This is a genomic window from Bifidobacterium imperatoris, from assembly GCF_002860405.1.
Classification (GTDB): Bacteria; Actinomycetota; Actinomycetes; order Actinomycetales; family Bifidobacteriaceae; genus Bifidobacterium; species Bifidobacterium imperatoris.
Map to the genome: position 1 here is coordinate 13,417 of NZ_NMWV01000006.1, position 23,982 is coordinate 37,398.

At 55.3% G+C, this 23,982-nt stretch carries 18 protein-coding genes and 2 tRNA genes; 4 read left to right on the plus strand and 16 right to left on the minus strand.

The window, feature by feature from the left end; translation table 11 throughout:
* Positions 1-353: 353 nt before the first annotated feature.
* From Tam1G_RS02775 to Tam1G_RS02785, 3 genes are all read right to left on the minus strand, one after another.
* Complete coding sequence (locus Tam1G_RS02775; RefSeq protein ID WP_101625387.1) at positions 354-839, minus strand: hypothetical protein; 486 nt, start codon at positions 837-839, stop codon at positions 354-356.
* 91 nt (positions 840-930) lie between these two features.
* Positions 931-1,005 (minus strand) — tRNA-Gln (locus Tam1G_RS02780).
* A gap of 39 nt (positions 1,006-1,044) precedes the next feature.
* A tRNA-Glu gene (locus tag Tam1G_RS02785) sits at positions 1,045-1,117 on the minus strand.
* Between the two features lie 422 nt (positions 1,118-1,539).
* Between Tam1G_RS02785 and Tam1G_RS02790 the strand changes: the two genes are divergently transcribed.
* Positions 1,540-2,706, plus strand: a complete 1,167-nt coding sequence (locus Tam1G_RS02790) for an ATP-binding protein (RefSeq protein ID WP_101625388.1) — start codon at positions 1,540-1,542, stop codon at positions 2,704-2,706.
* A gap of 263 nt (positions 2,707-2,969) precedes the next feature.
* Here the strand turns inward: Tam1G_RS02790 and gltX are convergent, their stop codons facing one another.
* Complete coding sequence (gene gltX, locus Tam1G_RS02795) at positions 2,970-4,490, minus strand: glutamate--tRNA ligase (protein WP_101625389.1); 1,521 nt, start codon at positions 4,488-4,490, stop codon at positions 2,970-2,972.
* A gap of 444 nt (positions 4,491-4,934) precedes the next feature.
* Here gltX and Tam1G_RS02800 point away from each other — a divergent pair, with 444 nt between their 5' ends.
* Positions 4,935-6,317, plus strand: coding sequence for a DUF805 domain-containing protein (locus tag Tam1G_RS02800; protein WP_165781882.1), 1,383 nt, complete (start codon positions 4,935-4,937; stop codon positions 6,315-6,317).
* A gap of 131 nt (positions 6,318-6,448) precedes the next feature.
* Here Tam1G_RS02800 and Tam1G_RS02805 read toward each other — a convergent pair whose 3' ends face one another.
* The 9 genes from Tam1G_RS02805 to Tam1G_RS02845 form a co-directional block, all read right to left on the minus strand.
* Positions 6,449-8,161, minus strand: coding sequence for a DUF4091 domain-containing protein (locus tag Tam1G_RS02805; RefSeq protein ID WP_101625391.1), 1,713 nt, complete (start codon positions 8,159-8,161; stop codon positions 6,449-6,451).
* An 88-nt stretch (positions 8,162-8,249) separates the two neighbouring features.
* Entirely contained in the window at positions 8,250-9,374 is a 1,125-nt protein-coding gene (locus Tam1G_RS02810) for an acyltransferase domain-containing protein (protein ID WP_101625392.1), read from the minus strand.
* 66 nt (positions 9,375-9,440) lie between these two features.
* The gene (locus Tam1G_RS02815) at positions 9,441-10,316 is read right to left on the minus strand and encodes a carbohydrate ABC transporter permease (protein ID WP_101625393.1); all 876 of its coding nucleotides are present in this window, start codon (positions 10,314-10,316) and stop codon (positions 9,441-9,443) included.
* Positions 10,313-11,233, minus strand: a complete 921-nt coding sequence (locus Tam1G_RS02820; protein WP_101625394.1) for a carbohydrate ABC transporter permease — start codon at positions 11,231-11,233, stop codon at positions 10,313-10,315. Before Tam1G_RS02820 ends, Tam1G_RS02815 begins: the two co-directional genes overlap by 4 nt.
* A complete protein-coding gene (locus Tam1G_RS02825) occupies positions 11,230-12,510 on the minus strand; it encodes an ABC transporter substrate-binding protein (protein WP_101625395.1) in 1,281 nt (426 codons plus the stop codon). Before Tam1G_RS02825 ends, Tam1G_RS02820 begins: the two co-directional genes overlap by 4 nt.
* Positions 12,511-12,792: 282 nt before the next feature.
* Positions 12,793-13,815 carry a LacI family DNA-binding transcriptional regulator gene (locus tag Tam1G_RS02830; RefSeq protein WP_101625396.1) on the minus strand — a complete coding sequence of 341 codons (1,023 nt, stop codon included), beginning with the start codon at positions 13,813-13,815 and terminating at the stop codon, positions 12,793-12,795.
* 190 nt (positions 13,816-14,005) lie between these two features.
* On the minus strand, positions 14,006-14,881 hold the full coding sequence (locus Tam1G_RS02835) for a D-hexose-6-phosphate mutarotase (RefSeq protein ID WP_101625397.1): 876 nt from the start codon (positions 14,879-14,881) through the stop codon (positions 14,006-14,008).
* Positions 14,882-14,980: 99 nt separating this feature from the next.
* A complete protein-coding gene (locus Tam1G_RS02840; protein ID WP_101625398.1) occupies positions 14,981-16,504 on the minus strand; it encodes a UDP-glucose--hexose-1-phosphate uridylyltransferase in 1,524 nt (507 codons plus the stop codon).
* Complete coding sequence (locus Tam1G_RS02845; protein WP_101625399.1) at positions 16,504-17,586, minus strand: phosphotransferase enzyme family protein; 1,083 nt, start codon at positions 17,584-17,586, stop codon at positions 16,504-16,506. Before Tam1G_RS02845 ends, Tam1G_RS02840 begins: the two co-directional genes overlap by 1 nt.
* Positions 17,587-17,905: 319 nt before the next feature.
* Here Tam1G_RS02845 and Tam1G_RS02850 point away from each other — a divergent pair, with 319 nt between their 5' ends.
* On the plus strand, positions 17,906-18,778 hold the full coding sequence (locus Tam1G_RS02850; RefSeq protein WP_101625400.1) for an AraC family transcriptional regulator: 873 nt from the start codon (positions 17,906-17,908) through the stop codon (positions 18,776-18,778).
* 33 nt (positions 18,779-18,811) lie between these two features.
* Here the strand turns inward: Tam1G_RS02850 and Tam1G_RS02855 are convergent, their stop codons facing one another.
* From Tam1G_RS02855 to Tam1G_RS02865, 3 genes are all read right to left on the minus strand, one after another.
* Positions 18,812-20,182, minus strand: a complete 1,371-nt coding sequence (locus tag Tam1G_RS02855; RefSeq protein ID WP_101625401.1) for an ATP-binding protein — start codon at positions 20,180-20,182, stop codon at positions 18,812-18,814.
* A 156-nt stretch (positions 20,183-20,338) separates the two neighbouring features.
* Positions 20,339-21,268: a hypothetical protein gene (locus Tam1G_RS02860; RefSeq protein ID WP_101625402.1), complete on the minus strand. Its 930-nt coding sequence runs from the start codon at positions 21,266-21,268 to the stop codon at positions 20,339-20,341.
* A 157-nt stretch (positions 21,269-21,425) separates the two neighbouring features.
* Positions 21,426-22,085 (minus strand): histidine phosphatase family protein, encoded by a 660-nt coding sequence (locus Tam1G_RS02865; protein ID WP_101625403.1) that lies wholly within the window; start codon positions 22,083-22,085, stop codon positions 21,426-21,428.
* Between the two features lie 346 nt (positions 22,086-22,431).
* On the opposite strand from Tam1G_RS02865, the gene Tam1G_RS02870 reads away from it, so the two are divergent.
* A complete protein-coding gene (locus Tam1G_RS02870; RefSeq protein ID WP_101625404.1) occupies positions 22,432-23,865 on the plus strand; it encodes an MFS transporter in 1,434 nt (477 codons plus the stop codon).
* Positions 23,866-23,982: the final 117 nt, after the last annotated feature.

Here is a 23,982-nt window from a genome sequence, read left to right on the forward strand (position 1 = left end):
CCTTCTTCATTGAAAAATACGCATTCGCAATTACGATAAGACACTTTACAAGAAGCTATTCTTAAGAGCAATCTCAGCAAATACGAAGAATCGCCGCATATTTGACACCGAATTACAACGTGAGTGAAATCACAAAACCCAATAAACGACTACGTTGTTAACCTTCACATCTATATTCGCATCATCGCGACACGCGCAGGGGAAAAACTGCGCAAAAAAGTAAGACGAATTTACCTGCATTCGACGCAATCAATGCAGCAGCATTACAGCAGCAAGCCGATTAAGCAAAATAGCAAAAGCCGCCTTGCGCAACCGCAAGACGGCTTTGACGACAATGGTGAAGAGATGCCCGCCTACTTCTTGGAATCGTTCACGGCATCCACAGCCTTCTGCAGCGACTGAGTATGAGCCTTGTACCAATCAGCCTGCTCGTTGAGCTTCGCAGTAGCGGACTTGAAGCCGGCAGTGTCGTCAGCCACGCAGCCTTCGTATACCGGCAGCTCCACGCTCAGTTCCTTGTTGAGGGCGTCCAGCGTGGAGGCATCCTTTACATCTTTCTTGGTGAGCGCAGCAGCCTCAGAAGCATCGCCATTGACCAAGTTGTTGTAGTCATTAGTGGCGTTGCGCACATTTTCGGAAGCGGTGGCGCAAGCGGCAACCGCATTGTTGTACTGGGCGTCAGAGTAAGCACGGAAGCCAAACACGCCAGCCACAATCACGATGGCGACAATCACCACGGCAATAATGGCGATGGCCACCTTAGAAACGTGCTTCTTCTGAGCACCGTCATTGGTTGCGTTGGTGTTGTTTGCTGGTGCAGTCTGCTGCTCAGCGGACATACTTCGATCTCCTTTGCTCTTGTGCACATTACGGGTCCCATCGTGAGCCCGTCCGAAAAAACAAAAAACCCTCGCATTCCGCGAGGGTCATTGGCTGGGATGCCTGGACTCGAACCAAGAATGGCTGAACCAGAATCAGCTGTGTTGCCAATTACACCACATCCCAATTTGGCTTGGCGTAGCAACTCCGAAGAGTTGTTCGTCGTACCCCCAACCGGATTTGAACCGGTGTTGGCGCCGTGAGAGGGCGTAGTCCTAGACCGCTAGACGATGGGGGCATATTCAGTTTTTCAACCGGCTGCTCGGTGAACCGCGCAACGAGTGATAAATATACGCAACTATTCACCCGTACGCAACTTACGGCGTGTCGCGTGGAATTTCAACGTTTTGCTCATTGCACGATCGCGTTGTGCACATCTACCACCGAGCCGACTGATCCGAATCGTCAACCAACGAATCCGGCCCCCGCAAGGTAAGCCCCGGAGCAAGAGCCATAGAGGTCATTGCTTGGCAACAGCACTGCGGCAAAACCCTTTGATTTCAAAGGCTCATCTACTCTACTGATGAATTATCATAAATCCTACTGATGAATTTGCATACACTCTACTGATGAATTATCATAAATCCTACTGATGAATTTGCATACACTCTACTGATGAATCATCCGATACTGTATTGATGGAAGCGCAAAAGAGGCAACATGATTCCAAGAACTATTGCACAAGAGCTTGCTCCCATGCTGTCATGGTTCCCCGTTGTTTCCGTGACAGGTCCGCGGCAAAGCGGCAAGTCCACGCTTATCAAAAATGCGCTTCCGGATTACGAATATGTCAATCTTGAGGATGAGACCACACGACTTAGCGCCATCGACGACCCGGTAGGATTCATCCATTCGCATGGCGACAAGCTCATCATTGACGAGGCACAATACGCCCCTAGCCTGTTCTCGCAAATACAAGTTGTGGCTGACGAACGTAAATCTATGGGTCAATACGTGTTGTCCGGTTCGCAGAACTTCCTGATGGAAAAAAGAATCGGGCAATCATTAGCGGGCCGAGTCGGCATGCTCCAGCTGCTGCCTCTCTCTTATGAGGAAGCATTGGAATCAGAACATAATCTGACCGTGGATGAATTCATGTTCCGCGGCGGATACCCGCACCTGTATGACGTACCAACACCAACAGATGTCTACTTCCGGAACTATACGGCCACTTATATAAGCCGTGACGTGGCGGAATACCTCGATGTCCGTAATCTCACCGACTTCAATACCTTCCTGCGGCTCTGCGCGGAGAACGCCGGCGGCTTACTCAACCTCACCGCTTTGGCAAAAGACGCGAACATATCCTTCAACACCGCCAAGGAATGGCTGTCAATTCTGGAGGCGAGTTTCATCGTATTCAGGCTGGCCCCCTACTCCACAAATACCCGCAAACGACTCATCAAGACACCCAAGCTCTACTTCTACGACAACGGTTTACTCAACTATCTCTTGGGTATCCATTCACCGCAAGAACTTGCTGATGACCCCAAACGTGGCGACGTGTTCGAAAATCTCATTATTTCGGAAACGGTGAAACGCTACCGCAATCGCAATAAAGACTGCGAGCTCTGCTTCTACCGTGATTCAAACCAGCGAGAAATCGACTTGGTGGACGCCACGCAGCGCCGCAATCCCACTCTGTTAGAAATCAAATCGGGTATGACAGCACGACCTGACTTTTTCAAACATCTCGCCACAGTCGGAGAAGATCTAGGAGTGCCCGTTGATCGCAGAACGGTTATCTATCGAGGCACCGAGAGCTTCACCAGCAAGAATGGCAAATTCATTACCGCCAAAGATTATCTTTGCACCGCTCAAGCGTAGAGCAGAGACATTCTGTTCCACGTCTCACTTCATAAATCATTTATGAAGTGAGACCCGTATCTTCATAAATGATTTATGCAATAAGCGACCAGGAATCAGTACAGCGAGTATGTAAACGAACACTACAGTTCACTAGATGACTGATCAAGACAGATCGGAATTATGCGAAAGGCGGGCATCTGCGATGAACAGATGCCCGCCTTCTCTCCTTCCATCACGCTTTGCGCGCCACCTCCTTCATCAGAAGGAGGTTCGCAAAAGAATCACAGGTGCTCGCGCAGACCCTTCAGACGTGCGATGGAAACCGGCTTGCCGACGATTTCCATGGACTCGAACAACGGCGGGGAAACGCGGCGGCCGGACATGGCCACGCGCACCGGGCCGAAGGCCAGACGCGGCTTGTATCCACCGTCTTCCACCAGAGCCTTGTTCAGGGTCTCGTGCAGGTTATCGGTCTTCCAATCAGCTTCATCAACGCCTTCGAGGGCGGCGATGGCGGCGTCGAGTACTTCGCCGGCGGAATCCTTGAGCTGCTTGCGAGCATCGGCAGCCGGCTCAATGTATTCCTCGCCGGAGAGCAGGGAGCCCACCATGCCAGCAACTTCACCGAGCAGACGCACACGCGGCTGAACCAGCGGAGCGGCAGCAGTCAGAATCTCCTGCTCACGGGCGGTCAGAGCGTCCCAGTTGTCGGCAGAGACCACACCGTCGCGGTGGAGGTACGGCACGGAACGCTTCAGGAAGTCAGCCGGGTCGAGCATACGAATGTGCTCGGCGTTGATGGAGATGGCCTTGTCCAAGTCGAAGCGGGCCGGGTTGGCCTTCACGTCGCGCACGTCGAACTTGGCGATCATCTCGTCCATAGAGAACACATCACGATCGGGGGCGATGGACCAGCCAAGCAGGGCCAGGTAGTTGAGCAGGCCTTCACGGATGAAGCCGGCGTCACGGTGGTTGAACAGGTTGGATTCCGGATCGCGCTTGGAAAGCTTCTTGTTGCCTTGGCCCATCACGTACGGCATGTGGCCGAACAGCGGGGTGGTCTTGGCGATGCCCAACTCTTCGAGGTAGCGGTAGAGCACGATCTGGCGCGGGGTGGAGCTCAGCAGATCCTCGCCACGCAGCACCACGTTGATGTCCATCATGGCGTCATCCACCGGGTTGGTGAGCGTGTACAGCGGGTCACCGTTCGGGCGCACGATCACGTAATCCGGCACGGAACCGGCCTTGAATTCGATGGTGCCACGAATCAGATCGTCGAAGGCAATGTCTTCGTCAGGCATGCGAATGCGCAGAGCCGGCTTGCGGCCTTCAGCGCGGAAGGCGGCCTTCTGCTCTTCGGTGAGGTTGCGATCATAGCCGTCGTAACCAAATTCAGCCGGGCGGCCGGCAGCAAGATTGCGCTCCTTGATTTCATCAGGAGTGGAGAAGGATTCGTAGGCGTAGCCTGCTTCGAGTAGCTTGGCGGCGACGTCCTTGTAGATGTCAGTGCGCTCGGACTGGCGGTACGGGCCGTGGGGGCCGCCCACATCGATGCCCTCATCCCAGTCGATGCCCAGCCAACGCAGGGCTTCAAGAATCTGGTTGTAGCTTTCCTCGGAGTCGCGGGCGGCATCGGTATCTTCGATACGGAAGATCAGCTTGCCACCGGTGGCACGAGCTTCAGCCCAGTTGAACAGGGCGGTGCGTACCATGCCGACGTGCGGGGTGCCGGTCGGGGACGGGCAGAAGCGAACACGAACGTTCGCAGGGAGTTCAGGTTTGGTGTTTTCAGCATCAGTCATAATCCCCTATTGTGCCGCGCGCGCCGGACGCGCAGGGATCTAACTGAAGCAGGCTCTAGCAAGCGAGCCCGCTGAACAGATCAGCCCAATCCTGAGAATCGTCTTCACGAATCTCATGGAAATCAGTATTCGTGTTGTTCACCGTTATGGTCATGTAGTCGTTGTTCATTGTCATTCCCCTTATTGACGCACCGGAAGCACTCGTTGCTCCCTGACTCCGTCGCCGCAGTCGTGTGCAAAACTGGTTTAACGATAACAAATCACACTAAAGCGCACATCTTTGTTTGATATCGATTTCATAACAATCCACTGCACTGCCCTCACAGCCTTTCCCGGGCAGGCAACACACAGAATTCAGACAATGTTCCGCTGATTTGCTTGGTTTTCCCAAAAAAGCTGGAAGAATAGTGAAGGACGACATCGTCCTTGATGAAAGGGGAATCAATGACCGATCCCAACAATACACCGCTGCCACAAACGCCACCGTCTGGCAACGCTAACAACTCAGCTCCACAACAGCAGAATCCGTATAACACGGGTGCGCCTGCAACGCCGCAGTACAGCCAGCCGCAGTATGCACAACCGCAACAGTATGGCCAACCCCAACAATATGGTCAGCCACAGTACACTCAACCGCAGTACAGCCAGCCGCAGTACGAGCAGTATGGGCAGCAGTCTCAGCCCACGAACCAGCAGTACAGTGCTCCGAATCCATTTGAGCAGTCGCCTGTGAATCAACAGCCTCCGGCCTACGGCCAGCCACAACAGCCGCAGTACGAGCAGCCACAGTACGCTCAGCCGAGCTATACGAGCCCCTATGGTGATAACCCATACGCCAATCCATATGGCAACCAGTACGGTAACGCTCCCTATGGCGCTCCGCAATCCGCTCCCGTATACTCCACATCCAGCGCTGCCGCGGTTCCGCTCGATAAGCCGTACTATGGATGCTCTTTCCCGGAAGCCTTCCTACGCTTCTGGAAGAAGTACGCCGTGTTCTCCGGCCGCGCTTCCCGTAGCGAGTTCTGGTGGTGGACGTTGGCACAGACTGGCATCACGTTTGTGCTCGAAGTTCTTGCTGATATCACGGATGACAAGCTCGCATTCCTAGGTGGCTTGTGGAGCCTCGCCGTCATTGTGCCAGGCATCGCTCTTGCAGTCCGTCGTCTGCACGACACTAACCGTCCCGGCTGGTGGGTTGCCGTCTACTACGGCGCATGGCTGGTCAGCATCATTCTTCTGATTGCCGGCGGCGCAGGCGCGCTCTTCGGCGGCATTGGCGGCATGGCCTACGGTGGCACGTACAGCAAGGGCTACGGCACTATTGCTGCAGGCAGCATTGGATTGCTCGTGGTAGGCTTGCTCATTCTTCTCGCCGCCACCATCGTGTACATCGTGTTCATGGCGCAGGCCAGCAAGCCTGAAGGTGCTCGTTTCGATAAGGATGCCGACCCTGCGGGTTACGCCGCCCCAGGTGCAGCGCCATATGGTCAGCCATACGATCCGCAGTATGGTGCTCCGGTCCCGCCAGCTCCCGGATTCAATGGCCCAGTACCAACTCCGGAATATGGTGCCCCAGCTCCGCAGCCGCAGACTTATGCTCCAGCCCCCGCTGGCGATTCGTCTGCAGCACCTGAACCGGCAGCTCCTGCATGGCAGCAGCCGGTTCCGACAGCACCGGCTTACGGTCAGCCAGCTGCAGCCAGCTCCGAAGCTCCGGCAGCAGATACTCCCGCTTACGGTTCTCCTGAAACCCCGTCCGCTTCCTCTGACTCCTCTGACACTGCCGAGAACGACAATGCTCAGAAGCCTTGGCAAGGTCAGTGATACGGTAACTTCGCAGTAATCCACACATAGATAATCCCCGCTCGACAATCATCGGGCGGGGATTATCTGTATTGGGAAGTGATGGGTCAAAACGAATTGACTGCAGCAGTCAAACGACTGCGCATACACCATTAGAGCGCGCGTTCAATTGCCTGATCGATAGCGGCACGGCGACCAAGCAACCAATCGGCGTTATGCGGGTAGCGCTCAAACGTCAATGGGCTATCCAGTCCTTCATGAATCAGCGACAGCACCTCCTCTCGGCCAATTAACGATTCCAATAAACGACATGCACGCAAATCATTCAGCGCTTCCTCCATCACCATCATGCGAATGGACTCTTCCGGCACTCCGCCAGGGCCCGGATAGAGCAGGAATGCGTCACCTGCGGCGAACCCTTCTGCCGTACCGGCCTCGGTATACGGATTAATTGGGCGCATGGAGAACTGCGAATTGTAGAAATTCAATCCCCAGTGCAGGAATCCGGCCAAATCATAGGTATACAGCAGGAAACCAAGCACACGATTCCGGTAGGAGGGCATGGCCATGAACCGGTTGGGCACATTCGTGGTTTGCGCGCAGCAGTAGTACACCCACAAATCCTTAGCACCAGCCTGAACAAACGGCTCAATCGCATCATCCGCCGGGATCGGATGCTCGCATGCGCCGCTCTTATAGAATTCCACATGACTCAACGCATCCATGATGCGATAGTCCTTCAGATACGGCTGCACTATGCGTTTGGCCGCCAGATAGGAGTCGAGATTATCCGTAATCGGTTCGTCGGATACATGGAACACCGTATTGTGCGCAATACCCAACTGGTGGAGTTCGCGATCCAATGCCGGCAGGAACGCACCCAGGAATTCTGGATACCCGTCTGCCGGGTCAGTTGCGCTGGCCGACCAGCCAAAAAGCTTCTGTTCCACGCCATCAATGGTTGCGATGACTTTCGGACAATGCGCCGCACCCCATTGGGTAAAGAGATGACTCATTTCGAACTGGTGGATACCAGCCGACTGGCACATGGCCACCCAGCGTTCGAACAGTACGAAGTCAAAGGACCATTCGCCATTCGTGCGGCTCACACCAACAAGCTGCGTAGTGAGTCGCTCACCGCCGACCACCGTATCGAGCGGCGGAGTAAACAGCGGCGTATAAATCATCGTCATGCCGCGCTTGGCTGCAAGTCGCACGAATCGCTCTATGATCGCCCAATGCTCTTCGCTCCACACTGGTACGCCATACCATTGAGCCAGGCAATCGGCATACAGCCATTCCGTATGCTGCAATGTCAAGGCTGGAAGCTGGGCTGGAATGCAGTGCACAGCCACGGATGCGCGTGCCACCTCGTCGCCGTTGCGCGTAGAAAACACGAATTCCAATAAGCTATCTTCGCTGTGCTCGAGTTGCGCAGACGCCACATCATCGGCAGGCAAATCGATATCCACCCACAAGGCACGCCACTGGTTCGGCATGAATGCCACCCAGCCATCGGTATCCTGCAGCAAATCCGGGTACAGGCCTGGCTCCTCGGAGAGATACGCGTCATCAGTAGTGCCTGGATAGGCAGGGAAATCCACATACACGGATTGCACGGTTCGCACATGCGCTCGATCGGCGAATTTCCCGGAAACCTTGAGATGCGTCACGAATTCGTTGACGCATCGTTGCGATAACGGCTGCTCATCAGCATCGCCGCCCGATTCGACACGATAGGCGAGCTGGAATGAGACCGTCTCCCCCGCAAGACCGGTGACCCGACTGATACGCGAGTCATCAGGATCGTTCTGCGGAAACAGTTTCTCAAGTGCATGTATAGGCGTAACAACGTAGGAGACCACGATGTCTGCATCCTTTCCAGTGTCTTATGCAATGTGCTTATGCGATATGTTGCAATGTGCCTATGCGCCGCTCCAATGGGCGCACGGGTTAGCGGGCGAACAGCATGACTCCGCTGACATCGCGCACGATGCCGTCAGCCAGAAGGTACTGTTTGAGGTTACGTTGCAAACTGGTGCGTTCCGGCAGCTCGTCAACCGGCAGTCGATTGGCTCCCCACCCGCACACGCGCTCGACGATGGCGGATCCCGGTGTGGGATTGGGGAATTTGGCGAATCGGCGCATGAAGTGGCAAATGTTGCTTTCGGGGCGGCTGATGCGCTCCAGTGCCGGGTCCAGTAGCCAGCTTTCGCATACCCCAACCGGCGTATACCTGCCAAGCCGCTTCAGCACAGGCACCGCTTGAGTGATGGATTCATCCACCAATTCAGGGGTAAGCGGGCCATCCGCAGGAATATGCATATTGGTGGCCGGCATGCCGGGAGCCAGCAGTAATTCGTAACCAGCCAGCGCAAGGCTTGCCCGCTCCCGATGAATCGTGCCAGCGGTGGTGTCTACCAAGTTTCCGGTCACGGTAACGCCGTCCGAATGCAATTGCGTAACATACTGCGCCTGCGAATCCGGCACTGTGCTCACCAACGGCATGCCTTCCGCACTGATGCGCACACCAGAGGCCGCAAGCACCACGAAATCGTCGCTGTAGAGGCTGCGATATATGTAATACGGTTCAAGGAAAGTGAATGATTCATATTGCAAGCGCCCGATGCGCAGGATTTGCCCGGTGAGGAACAGCAGATTCCATTCGGTTTCGTTGATTCCCTCACGGCCGGTCTTCTCCCGGTAGGCATCTGCCCAAATCGCAAAATCACGCAACGTGTTTTGCAGAATCGTTTCAGGAATGCCCATACCGCGCAATGAGGCGACAGCATCCGGTAGCAAATCAATCATTACTGCTGCGAGCGCCATATCCGCGCCCTGCTGCGGATCCGGCCGGTAGAACGTGCCGGCATGTGCACGTAGCCTTTCGGCCAGCATTGCGGCGGCCGGCACGTTATTGCGACGAATCACCAAATCGGCAAGCTGCGTCAATGCCACTGAACCCACCTGATCAGCGCGCAACCATTCGAGCACGTTCACCGCGGAGTCATACATGCTCCGTGTCATGCCGAAATACTGCTTGCATAATGCGTAATCACAGATGTTGCTCATTGCCATTGGCTTTCCTTGTGGTCTGGTTTGTTGGTTTTCGGCGTACATGGTTGATGGCCTCTGGGGCAATCATCACACCTTCACTGCACCTGCCGATAGGCCGGTCTTCCAGTAGCGCTGAGAAATCACAAAGATGATAATCAGCGGCAGGATGGAAACGAACGCACCAACCAGCGTCACAGTGCCGAGGTCCGGCAACGCCACGCTTTGCTTGTTCCATCCGGCAAGCCCCACGGTGACCGGGTAGAGCTTCGGATCGTTAAACAGCATGAGTGGCAGCATGTAGTTGTTCCAGCTGCCCATGAAGGCGAAAAGGAACACAGTGGTCAGACCCACCGGCATCATCGGCAGCACAATCTGGAAGAAGATTCTCCACTCGCCTGCGCCATCCACACGGGCGGCTTCGATGATTTCATATGGCACGGCGGCTCGTTCGGCAACCCAGCACAGCACTACGCCAAACGGGTAGACCAGGGCGGGCAGCAGCAGACCAAGCATGTTGCGATTGAGTCCCAGCTTGACGAGCAGCAGATATTGTGGCTGGGTCAACGCCGTACCGGGAATCATGAAGCTTGCCGTCACCACGCCCAGAATAATGCCGCGGCCCGGGAAGCGATAGACGGCGAGCGCGTGGCCGCATAATGCGCTGACCAGCACCGTGAGAACCGAGCCGAGGCCCGAGTAGATTACGGAATTCAACAGCCAACGGGCATAAATGCCGTTGTCGTATTGGAAGGTAGCGGCAATGTTCTGGAACAGGTGGAAGTTCGCGAACTCGAAGCTCGGTGTGTTATACAGGTCTCCTGAGGTTTTTGTGGCTGCGATGAACAGCCAAATTACCGGCAGAATGAAGTAACAGAATCCTGCTACGAAGAATAGGATAACGACCAGTCGAACCCAAGGATTAACGGCTATGGCTTTACTGCGGTTGCGATTGAGGATGTTCATAGGACTTCCTTCTTCCTATCCATAAGTGAGACCAGTGCCGAAAGTACGAATGCCACCACGGCTACCACGATGGACATTGCCGCACCCTTGTATTGGTTGTTCTGAGTTACTGTGGTGTTCACCACGTCCATCATTGGCGTGAAGCTGTCGGGCACATTGCTGGTAATGGTGGCCAAAATGGTCGGTTCATTAAACAGCTGGACAGTACCGATGATTGAAGTGAACAACGTGAGCGCGATGGATGGAAGCACCATCGGGATCTTGATGGACCACGCGATGCGCAGTTCGTTCGCACCATCAATACGCGCCGCTTCATAGATCTCGTTGGGAATGGCTTGCAAGCCGGAATAGATGATGACCATATTCACGCCGACCCAGCACCATGTGGTGATGTTTGCGGCGGACCACAGCACGGATTCAGGAGCCAGGAAGTCCACCGGGATGCCCATCTGCTGCAGACCTTTGACTATCGGACTCACGCCGGGCTGGTACATGAAGCCCCATAGCATGGCGGCCACAACGGTCGGCACAGCATATGGCAGGAAGATGATGATCTGATCGAGTTTCTTGAATCGAACCAAACTCGAGTCAATCAGCAATGCGAAGACGAGCGAGAGGAACATCATCAGCGGAACCTGCACGATGCCAAACAGGAATACGCGCACGAAGCCGTACATGAAGTCGGAATCCTGCAGAATCGCCGCATAGTTGGAGAAGCCCACGAAGCTCGGATGCGGGCCGCCGAAGCCCAGTCCCTCGTATTTTGCAGTAAACAGGCTTTTATATACTGCCTCCACAAGCGGAATAAGCAGGAACACGGCGAAGGATATGACGAATGGCGCTACGAATAGATACGGCGTAACGGAATTCTTACGGCGAGCGCCATGAACGGCTTGCACTGATTGCTTACTCATCATTCCACTTCCATTCCCTTGTTGCGCAGTGCTTCGCGCAAAGCATTGGCGGCATTGCTACCGGCCTGCAACATGGTTTCCTTGTTGTTGGAGACTTTGGCCAGCTCATCAGACAGCGCCGCACGCCCTTGAGAGATCATTGGGCCGACCATGAAATCGGACGACACGTTTTCGGCAGCGTTCTTGTATACATCGGCGATGACCTGATCACCGAAGTACTTCTTCTTTTCATTCAGCGCGGGATTATTGAAACCAGACAATGCCGCGGGGAACAGACCGCCCTCGGAAATCAGGATTTTCAAGGAATCGGGATTCGTATTGAGCCACAGCATGAATTCTGAGGCTTCCTTCGGGTACTTGCAGGTCTTGGACACCACGTTCATCGAACCGCCGACGTCCGCGTATGGGCCGTTGCCGGTATCGGAGGGGCTTGGTGCCACCGCCCATTTGCCGGACTGCTTGGTCATGCTGGTTTCGAATTGTGCGGTGAACCATGAGGCGAAGTTAACGGAGGCAATTTCGTCATGGTTCATGGCGGAGAGGAAGTCCGGCGTCCACATGTCCACACGCTTCAACAGTCCTTCATCCAACAGGGTCTGGTAGCGCTTAGCTACCTTTTGGAAGGCGGGACCGTCGAGTGTGATCTTCCAGTGCCCGCTGGCGGTGCCATACCATGAACCACCTTCCTGGAAGAATTGCGCGTCAAACAGCTGAATCTCATCAGGCGAAAACTGGCCTATGTATAGGTTCGGATCAGCAGCATGAAGCTTACGGGCCGCATCGATATATTCATCCCATGTCTTGGGAATTGCGACGCCATATTTCTCGAACAGGTCTTTGCGGTAAATCAGTGCGATGGGCGAGGAATCCTGCGGGACACCGTACACCGTGTTGTTCATAGCCACGGTTTTCCAAGAGCTTTTGGTGAATTCCTTCTCATGGGAGCCAACGTATTGACCGATATCGTAGACGTTGCCGTCAATAGCCAAATCGGTTAGATAGGAGGCATCGAGCTGCAGTATGTCGGCTGCGGTGCCAGCCATGATTTGTGTGGCGTAATTATTCTGCGCATCAGAGGAGATACGGGTGTATTGCACATGGATCTTCGGATGAGTTTTGTTCCACAAATCGACTGCCTTGTCGATTCCCGGCACCCAAGCGGAGAAAGTGAGATTCACTACACCATCTCCCGCCGGACCTGTTCCGCATCCGGCGACCAACACCATTGAGAGCACGGCTGCTGCCGCGGCAGCCAACCGTGAATATGTTTGCCTGCCCATAGACTTTCCTCCCTGCTATGGCAAGTCCAGCTATGGCGTATTCGTTGAGCTGACTTGAATGGTGACGTCATCATCACCTGACGTCATTTAGAGTATCACCCCTTTATGTTAACGTCAACATTTCTCGAATATTACGGAATATCGCATGTCGCCCATATCAGTAACCCGACGATATTCCACCGGGGTATATGTCCACCGGGGTATATGAAAGTTCATACGGCCCGCTCGCCTATGCCCCCGGCACCGAAGTTGCACAGTTCCACGCCTGCGCGATCTTCACAACTATGCGATGGCACAGGTGGAGGAACGCACCACCAACTGCGGCGGTACAGCAGCACGATGGGCTCCGCTTTCGTGGTCCTTAATCATGTTCATCAACAGTTCGACTGTGACGGCACCGGCTTTGATGTAATCCCGCTTGACCGAGGTCAGTACGTTGTTCGGCACAAAGTCTCCGAGCACATCATCCACGCCGACCACGCTCACATCACGACCAACCGCAAGGCCACGACTCCGGCAGGCGGCAATGACACCATTGGCGATGGCGTCATCCGAAGCATAGATGGCCGTGCAATCCGGGTAACGATCCAACAACTTGTCTGCGGCACGGAAGCCGTCATCCGGCATCCAATCATCCGCCTGCACGTAGTCGGGAACCGGGGCTCCATGATCTTCGAGGGCCTTGCACCATGCATTCACACGGGTCTGCGCTGCAGGGAATGAAAGCGGACCGCTGACATGCCATACCGTGCGGTGACCAAGATCCAGCAAATGTTCAACGGCCAGTTCGCTGATGCGCGATTCCTGCATGTCCACAAACGACCATTCCGGCGGGAAGGATTGCAGCGCCCCCAACACAACCGCAGGAATGCGGCCAATGGCGTCCGCGGCTTCCTTAGGGATATCGTCATCAGAAAATACAACCAGCCCATCAAGATTCAGGCTTTGCACATATTCGGCGTCACGCTGCAGCGTCGCGGAAACATCATCAGCCACAGGAATCATGATGATGCTGTAACCCAGCCGTGCGGTCACCGCGGACATACCTTCCAGCAAGTCGCCTAGCGCATTGTTGCGGTAGTAGCGCACAGCGAGACCGATCATCTTCGAACGGCCGATGCGCAACGCTCGGGCTTGCCGGTTCGGCGTGTAGCCGAGTTCTTTCATGGCGGCATGCACTTTGCGACGTGTTGATTCCCGGACCTTCTCACTACCGTTGGCCACGCGTGAGACGGTTTGCTGTGAGACTCCTGCGGCCTTTGCCACATCGATAATGGATACCGATTTCCCTCTGCCTGCAGTCATCGCTTCAGCCCTTCATTTCACCGGCCATGAGGCCGGCACATCCTTGTTCTGCCGTTTGCACCCTGAACCCAGCCTTGCACAACCCCGCTACTACATGGTTCAGCATCTAACAGTCATAAGCAAAAAAGCCATTTGGCTGAGTACATGCGCGCACTCAGCCAAATGGCTGGCATCGAAATCAACTAGGAACTCACGCCACGCTCAGGCTCTGAGAGAGTGCGTGGGATTCGCCGGGAGCCAGCGTCACCGCGTGCTCACGGCAGTTAGCAGCCTCGGCGCACACGAATCCTCGCCATTCACCAGCCACAACATCATTGACCAACGTGCCGTATGGCTTGCCGGGATTCCACACCACGGTTTGCGCAGAACCGGACTTGGCAATGCGGATCGTGCGCTGCAATCCGGCATCATGCAGTTCAAGGATGCCATCAGACTCATAGACGCGGTCCACAGTGCCGTTGAAGGTCACATCAGGGTCGGACTGCACGCACGGCTTGAAGCCATCGGTGGCATCGGCATAGTGCGCGCCGCCCAAACCAGCAAGACGCACATTAGCAACATCGCTCACATGGAAGTAAGTGTGCAGTGCTGCCTCGTAGGAGAAAGCAGCAGTTCCCGTGTTCGCCACAGTCAGCGTCACAGTCAGCGTATCGGTGGCATGAACTTCGAAATCAGCATGGAATTGCGGAGCTGGGGCACCTTCTTCTGCCGGCTCAAGCCACGGCACATCGCCGGGCTCAAGATCAGCGGAATCCAGCGTGTAATGCGCATACTCATGGCTGAAGGACTCGGCATCCAACTGCCAGGTGCGAATACGGCCAAACCCATGATTCGGCTTCTTACCGAGACCGTGACCGTCGGCGAAGCCCGGACCAAACCACGGGAACACAATCGGCACACCGCCAACAATCGCCTTGTTGTCAGCCAAAGTCATTGAAGAGGGGCTCCACACCACGTCTTCATTCTGGCCGGCTGGACGCCAACGCAGTACGTGTGCGCCATAGTCGCTCACGGCAGCACTGCCGAGGCTGTTATTCAGATTGCGAAGAGCAAAACCACTGCTCATATTGCCTCCTAAGAACATGATCTGAATAGGAAAGTTCCAATATCATAAGCCCGGCTCTCCCGAGGAAGGAACAGAGAGCCGGGCTTATGAGGTTCTGGTTCAGGCTTCGTTGAAGCCAAGGTTGGCAAGGAACGCGCGCGTCTGTTCCTTGGTCTTGAACACGGCGGTGTTGCCGAGGATTCGCTCGCATACGCTGCCAAGCTCATCCTGCACCGCAGCATGAATGGCATCGCGATCGCGGCTGCCGTTCAATGCGGCGGTCAGCTCATCCCATTCCAGCGAGAATTCGCTCACCGATTCCGGCAGTGATTCGCCAGCTGCGAGCGCATCTTCAATCACACCCAGCTGATCGACCAGTCGGCCCGGCAAAATGAACAGACCTTGAGCCTCAATCAGACCAACCGGTTCCTGCTTAATCGGCCAGAATTCGGGGTGCGCATGGAAGATGCCCTCCGGGTATTCCTCACTGACTGCATTGTTGCGGAAGATGAGGCTCATCTCATAGCCGCGCTCGGTGATGATGGCGCTCGGCGAGACTGCGGACTGGCGGTTGCCATCTGCATCATGGCTGGCGATGTTGGCGGCTGCATCATCGAACTGCTGCCAAGCCAGGCGGATCTTGTCGCTGACTTCCACGATCGACTCGCGGTTCTTGGAGACCACGCGTACGGCAGTGCCGGGCCAGTCCAAAATCTCAACCGTGGCATCCGGGTATTCCGGCACGGTGAACGAAGCCCAAGTGGCCGCCTTGTGCATGGGTAGCAGTTCACCGCCACCCTGATAGTGGTCGTGTGCGAGTACAGAGCCGCCGATGCGCGGCAGTGCGGCATTGCATCCGAGGAAGTAGCCGGGGAAACGGTCCACAAAGTCGAGCAGATGGCCAAACGTGTCACGGTCCACATGCATAGGCGTGTGCTCCATATTCACGCAGATGCCATGCTGGTGGAAGTAGCCGTATGGGGAGAACTGCCAGAACCACTGCTCACCGCCGAGCGTGACCGGAATCGTGCGCAGCGTGCGCTTGTTGCGGCCGGCGAAGCCTTCGTTCTCATGGCAGATCGTGCACTTCGGGTAGCCGCCTGCCACCGAATTGCCGGCTGCGGCCTTCTTCATGTTCTTGAATTCCGGCTTGGCCAGGTTGATGGTGACCACCAGACCGTGGGAGTCGAAGCGCGGGTTCTTGTCGAGCACGGCCTTCTTGACGTAGTTGTTGGCCACGCAGTAACGGTAGAACCAATGCATGGCTTCCATACCGCCGTCCGTTTCCTCTTCCTCTTCGAAGCTGTCTTCGATGGAGGACGGCGTGCCGGAGAGCAGACCCATGATGATGTCGGCGTATACCGGGCCTTCTTCCGGCTCGAACAGGCCGGCTGCAACGGCAGCTGCACGGAAGTCTGCAATCAGGGCATCCGGGTAGGCGAAGGAGGCTTCGGCGTCAGACGCTTCATCAGAGGGAGCCGGAGTGGCGGACACATCGTAGGAATCGAGCCCGAACAAGGCGAAAATGTTGTTGCGCGTCCAGTCGGCGTCACGCTCATCCAAACCTAGGTTGCGCTCAGCGAATGCAACCAATGAGTCGATGGAGGCGTACACCTCGGTGAGGTTTTCGGTAGCGGCAGTCATCAGCGGGCCTCGCCTTCCAGCACATCAGCCACGATGGCCTTGATTTCGCCGGCCTTGGCTTCCATCTCCTGCACCAGCTTGATCTGCGTGCGAGCGCGGACCAGGTTGTGCTCCGGGTACTTGGTGGCGAAGTAGGTGTCGCCGGCCAGGTAGTCAGCGAGGAAGCGCATGCCGCATTCCATAGTCAGCAGGTTGCCGGCGAATGCGAACAGCTCGCCTTCACGCGGGGTGACGCTCTCGCGTACAGCGCCCACGAAGCCCTCCGTGTAGGCGCGGAAGTACTCAGTGCTGAAGTGCACCTTGTCGAGATCCTGCTCATCTTCGAGAGCAGTGGATGCGCCGAATCGAATCGAGTCGCCGAAGTCGAAGAGCATGGAGCCCGGCATGATGGTGTCAAGGTCGATGATGGCGCGAGCCTTACCGGTTTCGGCATCCATCAGAATGTTGTTGAGCTTGGTGTCATTGTGGGTTACGCGCAGCGGAATGGAACCGTCTGCGAGACCGTCCATAACCACCGAGTACTGGCTCTCATGGTTCAGGAAGAATTCGATTTCCGGCTGGCAGGTGGCGACGCGGCCGAGCTTATCCTCAGCGAGCGCGGCCTTGAAGTCAGCGAAACGATGCGGGGTGTCATGGAAGTGAGCGATCGGCTCGGTGAGCTGAGAGGCATCGAATTGTGCCAGCATCTGCTGGAATTCACCGAATGCGCGGCCGGACTCACGGAACACGTCTGCATTCGGTACGAGGCTGTAGGACTTGGTGTTCTCGATGAAGGCGTATACCCTCCACGCACCGGACTCACGAGTCACATAGGTTTCGCCGCTCTTGGTGAGGATGATGTCGAGCGTTTCCTGGCCGCGCTCCTTCAGGAAGCTGGTAACCAGTTCGATGTTGCGCATCAGTCCGGCGGTGTCCGGGAAAACGTCAGTGTTCATCTTCTGCAGAATGTAGCGACGCTCGCTGGTAACGATGAGGTAGGTCACGTTGATGTGGCCGTCACCGTACGGCTTGATGCTTTGCACATCGCCTTCCAACTGGAACAGGTCTGCAACGGCGGTGATTTCGGCGTCGATGTCTGCCATGATGTTGTCTTCCCTTCGCATTCGCTGATTTACATGCAGTGGCTCGTGGAGTGCACGAACTTCGTTGCCAGCACAATCCACATATATCGTTGATTACTATTGAAACATAGTTAACAAATTCCATACCGCGCGCCAAAAGTGCAGAAAACCTTGAAATCACAATGTTTTCTCACCTATATATGATTGTTGCCTCTGATTACAGCAGTACAATTTTCATGAGTACCAGAACAATTTTTTGATACATTGCGGAGCTTCCCTCAGTCGACTCCGCCAGTGACTCCCCTCACAAAGACGAGCCGATACCATCGGAAGGACGCGTATGACTCCGGTTGAACATCATGTTGACACGGCGGTTTCGCACTACTTTGTATACGTCCCCAGCCGCAATGCCCTGCGCATGTTCCTATACCCCACGCGTATCGGCCTGTACCGATATCTCAAAGGCTACTGGCTCAACCGCAGCTCGTTCGGCAGTTTCATTCTGATGGCCGTCTACAGCGGCACATTCGTATTCACCGTGAACGGCAAACGTTCGATCGCCAGAACCGGTGATCTCGTACTACTGGACTGCCACGACCCGAACGTGTACCAGGCTCAAGCCGAAACAGACAGCACTCTGCTATGGATGCATTTCGACGGGCGATTGGCGCACGATTATTTCGAAGCCATCCACGCCGAACTCGGCAACGTCATTACCTTGAAGCGCGCCACGTATGCCATCAGCCGCTTCCGCATGATCTACGACACATTCGCCGAAGAACGCAAAATGAGCGAAGCGCGCATGAATCTGGCCATCACGGAAATTCTCACCGAGTGTTTGACCGCCGGAGAAGATGCCGAACGCAGCGGCACCCCATACAATCAGCACGCCATCGAGGAAACGCTCTCCTACATCACCACGCATCTGAATGAACCATTGCCGCTGCGCCAGCTCGCGGATATGGCGCTGATGAGTGAATACTATTACATTCGCGTCTTTAAACAGGTCACTGGATACACACCGCACACCTATATCATCAACGCGCGCATGCACGCGGCGAAATATCTGCTGCTCACGGGCGAAGCCACGTTAAAGGAAATCTGCGCCGAATGTGGCTTCGCCTCCACCAGCGCCTTCTGCGCCGCCTTCAAAAAGAACTTCGGGGTAACCCCTCTAGAGTTCCGCGCCGCTTCCCGAGCCACGAATCAATGATCAGGTGGATAACTTCCTTCTTCGCGAGTCAAATCATCCGCGCAAAAACCACTTCCACGCTGGGATTTGATGAATCACAGAACCATTGTGCTCATAATCACGCTCTGCACCATCGCCCACGATGATAATGCCCTCATTGAGATCACGCTCTGACATCATCTCCCACAACGCACGCGTCTCACGCTTAACTGTCATCTCATCATCCATGCTTGCTGTGACCTGATACAGCTCATAAGTTTCACTTTCCAGCGCATCGCCAACTACGAAATCAATCTCATACGCATGTTCACGCGTATGGAATGAAGCGATGCCATCCCGACGCAAGCCAATGTTGCGGCGACGCAACTCCAGATACACCGCCTCTTCCAACCGTTGACCATCTTCGCGAGTAGCAGCACTGGATACAGCTGCAGCAAGCCCTGGATCAATAGCATATATCTTGGGTAACGAAGTGGTTCTTTCGCTTAAGGACATCGACAATTCGCGCACGCGAAACAGCAAATATGCATCCTCAAAATATCCGAGAAGATCCCCCAGCAATTCACGACTGGTCGACAAACCAACCGAACGTAAATCATTTTCCACCTTGCGCAACGACAACTGTTTACCGTTGGAGCCCAAAGCACGGCGAGCCAATGCGGATGCAACTCGCGGACGAGCGATGTTATGCCGCTCAACCACATCACGCAATACCACGCGTTGCGCATACGACTGCAATAAAGCAATTCTTTGAGGAATGGGCAGGCCCTGAACCGCAGGGAAGCCGCCAATGGTCAGATAATCCTTCATGGCCTGCTGCAATGCAAGCCGCTCTTCCAATGAGTAATCATCGCCGGTACGATTACCGATGCCAATACGCCCGGAATCAATGACGTTATACGACCGAACAAATTCGCGGAACGAATACGGCAACAACTCGAAATCCAACGCACGACCACGAAATTCCGTGGCAATTTCACTCGACAGCATCTTGGACGAAGAGCCGCTGACATAAATCGTGGCCTTCACACTATCGACCACGCGACGCAGCCATGCACCCCAACCATGCATTTCCTGTAATTCATCAAAGAATAGATAAGAACCTTCGCGCAGAGCTTCAGGATGCGCAGCAAAGAACGTTTCCAGAACCTCGTCTCCAACAGACGACGTAATCGACCCCAAACGATCATCTTCGAAATTGAAATAGCAGATGCGATTCCATGAAATACCCGATTGGTGCAACCTCTCCATTTCCTGGAACAGACGATAACTTTTACCGCTTCGCCTCATACCAGTTACGACTTTGACTAAGTTGCCAGCCTTTGGCACTAAAGGGGCGCCTAAATCCAGGTCTCGCTTCACAATCGGCTGAAAATCCTCGATATTGAAGCTCGCCAGTTTCTCTGCTATCACCGGATTCGCCATGACTCCCCTATCTCGCCAAATACCGTAACTGGTAACTTTATTTTACCAATTTTCTCTAAACTGGCAAAGTAAAGTTACCAGTTTGGGGAAAATTGGCAAAGTAAAATTACCAGTTCCGCGTTAGCGATGTAGAAAAGCCGGCGAAAAGGGCGCGTATTACAGCTCCACAGTCTCCTTGTTATCGTTCTTGACATGTGCGAACTTGGCGGCGAGGGCTTCCTTGTTGCGCTTTTCGTCTTCCTCCTTGGCCTTCTTCTTGGCCTCGGCAGGATTCCACAGCACATCTTCGTGATGCTTATTCCACTCGGCTTCGGCCAGCGGAGCAATCAGCTTCGCGGTCACCTCCAGCGTCTCGCCGGCGGAAGCCGCAGCGCGAGCCTTGACCAACGCGATAATCTTGTCGTCGGTCAGGCAGATGCGCGGAATCGAGCACTGTTCACGCAGCTCATTGACATACAGCAAAATCGGCAGCGACTGCGCGGCAATACGGCGAGCAACGGCATCATCCAATTCGCCGGCTCCAGCCGAAGCAGTACCGGCAGCCACCGCCCCCAGCAATGCATCGCACACAATAAGCGCTGCCGCAAATCGGCTCGCTACTGCGGCAGCATCTGCAGCGCCTTCTCCCTCGGCTGCAGCATCAACCTGCACATGCGATTCAGCGGCAGCGATGATATTGCGAATCGCAGTCTGCGTAGCCACATTCCATTCGACGCCTAAAGCCTCGGCCGCGGTAAACACCAGCGCCGCGTTGCCGGTTTCGGAATAGTCGAGCATCGTATCGTAGGCATCATTGGCTGCGAGCAGCGTATCAACGATATCCTGCGGGCGGCCTGGGATCGCATCGGCACCCTCATAGACAAACTCAGCATCCGGAACCGTCACATCTTCACCAGTAAGAACGCGCGCGAACGCGCGGGTGACGCGGACCTGCAGATTCTCTGCATACTTGGCATCGTTATCCATGTGCATGGCTTGAGTAAGCGGCCACAGAGCAATCAACGATGCCCCAGCTTCGGCAGCTTGCTCGACTTCCGGCAGCGCAGCCACGCGCGCGATAGCATCACGATTCAAATCAACGGTCATTGCATGCTCCTTTGCTTGAGCGCCCTCACCCCTCAGTGGGCCGGTCGTGTCTACCAATCGATTGTAGTGTTCATGCAGCGCGAGCCTTAGTCGGCTTTGTCAGCAGTTCCATTCGGGGAGAAGAGCCGAAAAAGTCTGCAATCACAACGTTTCCCAGCTACTTGACATCTGCAGCCGGGTCCACATACGTGATGGACATCACACGACCGGTCTCATTGTCGTAAGTCACAGAAGTCACGGATGCGAGCGCCGTATGACGCAGGAACATCCAATGTTCCGGGTGGCCGGTCTCAAGATAGTGACGATACGACCAAATCGGCGATTCATGGCTAACCACCACAATCTGCTTGCCGGGATGCTGCGCCACCTTCTCACGCGCGAACTCATCCATACGTTGAGCAATATGCTGGTAAGACTCGCCCCAGCTGGGCTTGTACAGGTTCAGCACCAGCTTCCAGTTGCCGTTCTTCCACAGCGCACCCTCACCATGACCAATGCGCTTGCCACGGAATTCATTGCCCGCTTCAATCACACGCTCATCCGTAGTGAGTTCGAGCGGCGCTTCGCCACGCTTTTCGCGCACGCCATTGAGCGCGTCGAGAATCGCACCTGCGGTTTCACGCGTGCGGTCGAGCGGCGAGGAATACACCGCCGCAATCGTATTGGTTTGCGGATTGCTGGCCAGATAGGATGCCGTAGCCCGAGCCATGCGGCGGCCCACATCGGATAGATGGAAGTCCGGCAGACGTTCGTACAGCAGATGATCGGGATTGTAGACCTTACCGTGGCGGACGAAGTGGATAGTGGTGACGGGCATCAGAATCTCCTTTACGAACAATCACAAATCAGCATCAATCTTAGTGAAACAGACCCCAGTGCAGAACGCTGGCATAAAGCAAGTGAACTTGATGAATAACTATCGTAAATTACCGCGTGTCAATCTAGCTCACCGCATAGAGTAGCCGTGACGCAAATATGCGGGCTGGGGTTCGGTTTACGAGCGGTTCGGCAATGGACCGTAAAGATCTTCGCACAAGCCAGTTCAATCCACGCAAACTTTGCGCGACCCTGGACAAACACATCATTCGATGAGGGCTTCGCCACCCAACGCCACGGGCAGCGAGGGACATCCAATCGGGAGCGGAAAGGAGCGTAGTGCTGTTATGTCCAATACGAACACCGTTACGGCCGCCATTAAGGAAGTAACTCATAAGGTTTTTGGCGGGTATGCCGAGCTGCTGCGCATTCCGCATACCGCCCGCTACTCTATCGGCGGCGTGATCGCCTGCATGCCGTTCCCGATGGTGGGTATGACCATCACCATTTCCGTGCAGCATTACTACGGCAATTATTCGCTGGCCGGTATGCTCACCGCCATTCAAGCGATTGCATTGGCCGTCACCACGCCATTGCTGGGCAAGCTCACGGATAAGTTTGGTCAGCGCCAGGTTTCGATTCCAACCATCATCGTGTGGATTGTGGCCGCCATCGCGCTGACCACGTCGATTACCAACCGTGCGCCGGAATGGGTGCTGTATTGCTTGACTCCGTTCCTTGCTGCGATCCCGCCGTGGGGTGCGATGAGCCGCGCGCGCTGGACCAAGATTTTGAAGGGCGACCACGAGCGCACGAATCGCGCGCTTTCCCTGTGCGGCGTGCTCGATGAGTGCATGTGGGTGGTCGGCAATCCGTTGGCCTCCACTCTGGCCGTAATTTCCGGCCTGCTGGCGTTCTCGTTCACTGGCGTGTGCGTGGTGGTGGGCGCGCTAATGTTCCTGACCGAGCTCACTACCGAGCCGCCGTCGCAGTCTGCCCTGGCTCGCGCGGAGGGCATCACCCGCAAGGAATACCGCGAACGCGAGGCCGCTCGTGCCGAAGCATTGAAGGCAGAGACTGCCGTGGAAGAGACCCGTCATCGTCTGGAGCGTGAAGGCGTTACTGATGAGGCTCAAATCAGGGCTGCCATTGATACTGCGGTGGCTGAGGCCCGCAGCGGCAAGAAGGCTTCCATCTGGGGCCCGGGTCTGATTGCCGTGTGCGTCACCTGGTTCGGCCTTGGTGCATTCCAATCGGCTGCCGGCATTTCGATTATTGCGTTCGCCACCGAGTCGAATATGAAGCAGTACACCGGCTTCGTGTTCGCATGCTTCTCCATCAGCTCCCTGATGGGTGCGCTGGTGTATGGCGCGAAGAACTGGTCAATCGCCCTGTGGAAGCGCTTCTACTTCTGCTTGGCTGTGGTGAACCTTGGCATCGGTACGTTCATGTTCGCCAAGCATCTGTGGGTGATTATGATCATCTATTTGCTGATTGGCGTGTGCCAGGCACCGACCTGGATTAACGGCAATCAGCTGATGTTGCACTTGGTGCCGCCGTCTCGCCTGACCGAGGGTATGGCGTGGATGGGTGCGATGAACTCCATCGGCTCCTCCGCCGGTTCGGCTATCGCCGGACAGTTCATCGACCGTATGGGCTCACACGGCGGCTTCATGGTGGTCACCACTTTGGCTATCGCCTCGCTGGTGATTGCATTGGTCGGCTTCAAGCAGATCAAGAGCTCCACTGAGCAGCCCACGCTCACCGAAGTCACGGTGTGAGAAAGCGCTAAATATGTCCCTCGTGGGATGCAACTGCAAAACCGCATAACGCTCACCATTGCAGTTGCATCCCACATCACTGGCCACACAGCAGTGGTCTTTCGCGCAAGTATGAAA

Coding starts and splice junctions, on each gene's coding strand:
- Tam1G_RS02775 (WP_101625387.1), bottom strand. CDS start 839: ATGTCCGCTGAGCAGCAGACTGCACCAGCAAACAACACCAACGCAACC.
- Tam1G_RS02790 (WP_101625388.1), top strand. CDS start 1,540: ATGATTCCAAGAACTATTGCACAAGAGCTTGCTCCCATGCTGTCATGG.
- gltX (WP_101625389.1), bottom strand. CDS start 4,490: ATGACTGATGCTGAAAACACCAAACCTGAACTCCCTGCGAACGTTCGT.
- Tam1G_RS02800 (WP_165781882.1), top strand. CDS start 4,935: ATGACCGATCCCAACAATACACCGCTGCCACAAACGCCACCGTCTGGC.
- Tam1G_RS02810 (WP_101625392.1), bottom strand. CDS start 9,374: ATGGCAATGAGCAACATCTGTGATTACGCATTATGCAAGCAGTATTTC.
- Tam1G_RS02815 (WP_101625393.1), bottom strand. CDS start 10,316: ATGAACATCCTCAATCGCAACCGCAGTAAAGCCATAGCCGTTAATCCT.
- Tam1G_RS02820 (WP_101625394.1), bottom strand. CDS start 11,233: ATGATGAGTAAGCAATCAGTGCAAGCCGTTCATGGCGCTCGCCGTAAG.
- Tam1G_RS02825 (WP_101625395.1), bottom strand. CDS start 12,510: ATGGGCAGGCAAACATATTCACGGTTGGCTGCCGCGGCAGCAGCCGTG.
- Tam1G_RS02830 (WP_101625396.1), bottom strand. CDS start 13,815: ATGACTGCAGGCAGAGGGAAATCGGTATCCATTATCGATGTGGCAAAG.
- Tam1G_RS02835 (WP_101625397.1), bottom strand. CDS start 14,881: ATGAGCAGTGGTTTTGCTCTTCGCAATCTGAATAACAGCCTCGGCAGT.
- Tam1G_RS02840 (WP_101625398.1), bottom strand. CDS start 16,504: ATGACTGCCGCTACCGAAAACCTCACCGAGGTGTACGCCTCCATCGAC.
- Tam1G_RS02845 (WP_101625399.1), bottom strand. CDS start 17,586: ATGGCAGACATCGACGCCGAAATCACCGCCGTTGCAGACCTGTTCCAG.
- Tam1G_RS02850 (WP_101625400.1), top strand. CDS start 17,906: ATGACTCCGGTTGAACATCATGTTGACACGGCGGTTTCGCACTACTTT.
- Tam1G_RS02855 (WP_101625401.1), bottom strand. CDS start 20,182: ATGGCGAATCCGGTGATAGCAGAGAAACTGGCGAGCTTCAATATCGAG.
- Tam1G_RS02860 (WP_101625402.1), bottom strand. CDS start 21,268: ATGACCGTTGATTTGAATCGTGATGCTATCGCGCGCGTGGCTGCGCTG.
- Tam1G_RS02865 (WP_101625403.1), bottom strand. CDS start 22,085: ATGCCCGTCACCACTATCCACTTCGTCCGCCACGGTAAGGTCTACAAT.
- Tam1G_RS02870 (WP_101625404.1), top strand. CDS start 22,432: ATGTCCAATACGAACACCGTTACGGCCGCCATTAAGGAAGTAACTCAT.